This window comes from Streptomyces sp. MB09-01 (assembly GCF_033794505.1).
In the GTDB taxonomy this organism is placed as follows: domain Bacteria; phylum Actinomycetota; class Actinomycetes; order Streptomycetales; family Streptomycetaceae; genus Streptomyces.
This window is the reverse complement of sequence record NZ_JARAYQ010000428.1, coordinates 1-4,347: the sequence shown is the minus strand read 5'-3', so window position 1 is coordinate 4,347 and position 4,347 is coordinate 1. Positions and strand designations below refer to the sequence as shown.

At 76.0% G+C, this 4,347-nt stretch carries 4 pseudogenes; 2 read left to right on the top strand and 2 right to left on the bottom strand.

The window, feature by feature from the left end:
* Together PV721_RS41610 and PV721_RS41605 are read left to right on the top strand one after the other, a co-directional pair.
* Positions 1-118: pseudogene (locus PV721_RS41610) on the top strand (IclR family transcriptional regulator); the annotation flags it as partial.
* Positions 119-1,110: 992 nt separating this feature from the next.
* A pseudogene (locus PV721_RS41605) lies at positions 1,111-1,887 on the top strand (histidine kinase dimerization/phosphoacceptor domain-containing protein); the annotation flags it as partial.
* A gap of 573 nt (positions 1,888-2,460) precedes the next feature.
* Here the strand turns inward: PV721_RS41605 and PV721_RS41600 are convergent.
* Positions 2,461-2,673 (bottom strand): annotated as a pseudogene (locus PV721_RS41600) (histidine kinase dimerization/phosphoacceptor domain-containing protein); the annotation flags it as partial.
* 1,556 nt (positions 2,674-4,229) lie between these two features.
* Positions 4,230-4,347: pseudogene (locus tag PV721_RS41595) on the bottom strand (IclR family transcriptional regulator); the annotation flags it as partial.

The following is a 4,347-nucleotide window of genomic DNA, read 5'->3' as shown; positions in this document are numbered from 1 at the left end:
GCCGGCCCGGGACGCGGTGAGCTGCTCGGTGCCGGTGGCCCGGCTGACGGCGGGGCACGAACAGGTCATCAAGGCGGCGCTGTTCGAGGCGCGGGACCGTTGGGTCATGAGCACACGAGCCGTTCGGACGGCGTACGCGACGAGGCCGCCGGCCCCCGCCCCGGGGGCCGGGCGGCGGATCCTGGTGGCGGTGGCCATCGCGGCCACCATGCCGTACCTGGCGCTGAAGACCGCCTGGCTGTCCGGGAGCCGGATCGGGATACCGGACGGCAGCGTGCTGCTGGAGCCCGGGCCGTTCTTCACCGCGGCCAATTCCGTCACGCTGGCCATGGACGCGAGCGTCATCCTGCTCGTCCTGATGCTCACCAGGCCCTGGGGCATGCGGGTGCCCGCTTGGCTGCTGGCCGTCCCGGTCTTCGTGGCCACGGGGCTGCTGACCCCGATCATCACCGCGTTCCCGGGCCAACTGCTCATACGGGCACTCGGCTTCGGGGCGGACCCGGCCGCGGAGGCCGCGCGCGAGCCGTTCCTGGACCCCTGGGTGTTCAACGTGGTCTACGGCGGCTTCACGGTCCAAGGGCTCGCTCTGGCCGGCCTGTTCGTGCCCTATGCGCGAGAGCGCTGGGGACGGCTGTGGCGGGGCGTGAGGGTGGCGGCCCCCTCGGACGGAGTCCGGGGGAGGCTGCCGTCGTCCACGGGGGTGGCGGCGGCAGCCGCGGCCGCGGCCGGCCTGGTGGTCGCGGCGGTGTACGTGTACTGGGCCTTCGGCGGTACGGCCGGGCTGGGTGCCGCGGAGGCGGCCGCGCACTCCGCGGAGACGGGTGTGGTGTCCGCCGTCCACGGGATGTGCGCGCTCGCCGCCGGGGCGGGGGCGCTGCTGCTGGCCCGTGGCGGGGGGCTCCGGGTGCGGGGGCCGCTCGCCCTCGCCTGGGTCGGAGCGGGCGCGACGCTGACCTGGGGGGCCTGGGTGCTGATCGCTTCGCTGGGGCCGCAGCTGGACGGTGGCGAAGGGCCTTCCTCCGCAGCCCTGTTGGCCTACGCTGGCCAGATGATCACCGGATCGCTCACCGCCGCCGTCCTCACCCGGTTCCTCACGTCCCGCCGCGAAGGATGATGCGCGGCGCTCCGGGCCGGCTGCTGGGCGCGCGGGCCCGGCTGCGCTGGGTCCATCTGATCCTCGGCGGGGCGCTGCTGATGCCGTACTTCCTCCTCACCCAGGTGGGGGTCGGTATGGCGGCCGGCGGGGTCAATGCGCTCAACTCCTTCCCGCTGGCCCTCGCCGCCTATGCGGCGGCCCTGCCGCTGGTCGCGGTGACCGCCGTCTTCGGGCTGGTCCGGCCGCTGTCCGTGACCGCCGTCCGGGCCATGTGCGGGGTGCCGGGCGAGCGGCTGGCGGAAGGGCCGGCGCGGTCCTGGGCGGCGCGGGGGCGGACCTCCGCCTGGTGGACCCTGCACCTGGGGGTGGGCGCGTTGGTCAGCGCCCTGACCCTGGCGGTGCCGCCGTGGGGGGTCATGCTGATCGTGCTGCCCTTCGTGAGCGGACTGCGGGAGGCCGAGCTCGGACTGGGGTGGTTCTCCACCAAGGCCGATCCGTACGTGGCCCCCCTGCTCGGGATCGGTCTGCTGGGCGGGCTCGTCCTGTGCGCCGTCGGGGCCGGGGCGTTGCTGGCCCGGATGGCGCCGGTACTGCTCGGGCCGACGGCGGCGGACCGGCTGGCCGCCGCCGAGGAACGGGCCGCCGACCTGGCCGTGCGCAACCGGCTGGCCCGGGAGCTGCACGACGCGGTCGGGCACGCGCTGAGCGCCGTCACCCTCCAGGCGGTCGCCGCCCGGCGGATGCTGGAGCGCGACCCCGCGTTCGTACGGGAGGCGCTGGCCGCGATCGAGGACACCACCCGACGGACGGTGGGCGAGCTGGACGCCGTACTGGGTCTGCTGCGGGACGGGGACGCGGCCCGGCCGGACGCCGTGCCGGCCCCCACCCTCGCCGCCGACCTCGACGGGCTGCTGGCCCGCACCCGGGCGGCCGGCACCACCGTCACCGCACACCAGGACCCCGGGCCCGGCGGGGACTGGGCAGGACTTCCGGCGATCGCCTCCCGCGAGGCGTACCGGATCGTCCAGGAGGGACTCAGCAACGCCCTCCGCCACGGCACCGGCCCGGACCCGGATGCGCAGGTCCACCGGGCCGGTGCCGTGGCGGAGGGCGTTGCTGAGTCCCTCCTGGACGATCCGGTACGCCTCGCGGGAGGCGATCGCCGGAAGTCCTGCCCAGTCCCCGCCGGGCCCGGGGTCCTGGTGTGCGGTGACGGTGGTGCCGGCCGCCCGGGTGCGGGCCAGCAGCCCGTCGAGGTCGGCGGCGAGGGTGGGGGCCGGCACGGCGTCCGGCCGGGCCGCGTCCCCGTCCCGCAGCAGACCCAGTACGGCGTCCAGCTCGCCCACCGTCCGTCGGGTGGTGTCCTCGATCGCGGCCAGCGCCTCCCGTACGAACGCGGGGTCGCGCTCCAGCATCCGCCGGGCGGCGACCGCCTGGAGGGTGACGGCGCTCAGCGCGTGCCCGACCGCGTCGTGCAGCTCCCGGGCCAGCCGGTTGCGCACGGCCAGGTCGGCGGCCCGTTCCTCGGCGGCGGCCAGCCGGTCCGCCGCCGTCGGCCCGAGCAGTACCGGCGCCATCCGGGCCAGCAACGCCCCGGCCCCGACGGCGCACAGGACGAGCCCGCCCAGCAGACCGATCCCGAGCAGGGGGGCCACGTACGGATCGGCCTTGGTGGAGAACCACCCCAGTCCGAGCTCGGCCTCCCGCAGTCCGCTCACGAAGGGCAGCACGATCAGCATGACCCCCCACGGCGGCACCGCCAGGGTCAGGGCGCTGACCAACGCGCCCACCCCCAGGTGCAGGGTCCACCAGGCGGAGGTCCGCCCCCGCGCCGCCCAGGACCGCGCCGGCCCTTCCGCCAGCCGCTCGCCCGGCACCCCGCACATGGCCCGGACGGCGGTCACGGACAGCGGCCGGACCAGCCCGAAGACGGCGGTCACCGCGACCAGCGGCAGGGCCGCCGCATAGGCGGCGAGGGCCAGCGGGAAGGAGTTGAGCGCATTGACCCCGCCGGCCGCCATACCGACCCCCACCTGGGTGAGGAGGAAGTACGGCATCAGCAGCGCCCCGCCGAGGATCAGATGGACCCAGCGCAGCCGGGCCCGCGCGCCCAGCAGCCGGCCCGGAGCGCCGCGCATCATCCTTCGCGGCGGGACGTGAGGAACCGGGTGAGGACGGCGGCGGTGAGCGATCCGGTGATCATCTGGCCAGCGTAGGCCAACAGGGCTGCGGAGGAAGGCCCTTCGCCACCGTCCAGCTGCGGCCCCAGCGAAGCGATCAGCACCCAGGCCCCCCAGGTCAGCGTCGCGCCCGCTCCGACCCAGGCGAGGGCGAGCGGCCCCCGCACCCGGAGCCCCCCGCCACGGGCCAGCAGCAGCGCCCCCGCCCCGGCGGCGAGCGCGCACATCCCGTGGACGGCGGACACCACACCCGTCTCCGCGGAGTGCGCGGCCGCCTCCGCGGCACCCAGCCCGGCCGTACCGCCGAAGGCCCAGTACACGTACACCGCCGCGACCACCAGGCCGGCCGCGGCCGCGGCTGCCGCCGCCACCCCCGTGGACGACGGCAGCCTCCCCCGGACTCCGTCCGAGGGGGCCGCCACCCTCACGCCCCGCCACAGCCGTCCCCAGCGCTCTCGCGCATAGGGCACGAACAGGCCGGCCAGAGCGAGCCCTTGGACCGTGAAGCCGCCGTAGACCACGTTGAACACCCAGGGGTCCAGGAACGGCTCGCGCGCGGCCTCCGCGGCCGGGTCCGCCCCGAAGCCGAGTGCCCGTATGAGCAGTTGGCCCGGGAACGCGGTGATGATCGGGGTCAGCAGCCCCGTGGCCACGAAGACCGGGACGGCCAGCAGCCAAGCGGGCACCCGCATGCCCCAGGGCCTGGTGAGCATCAGGACGAGCAGGATGACGCTCGCGTCCATGGCCAGCGTGACGGAATTGGCCGCGGTGAAGAACGGCCCGGGCTCCAGCAGCACGCTGCCGTCCGGTATCCCGATCCGGCTCCCGGACAGCCAGGCGGTCTTCAGCGCCAGGTACGGCATGGTGGCCGCGATGGCCACCGCCACCAGGATCCGCCGCCCGGCCCCCGGGGCGGGGGCCGGCGGCCTCGTCGCGTACGCCGTCCGAACGGCTCGTGTGCTCATGACCCAACGGTCCCGCGCCTCGAACAGCGCCGCCTTGATGACCTGTTCGTGCCCCGCCGTCAGCCGGGCCACCGGCACCGAGCAGCTCACCGCGTCCCGGGCCGGC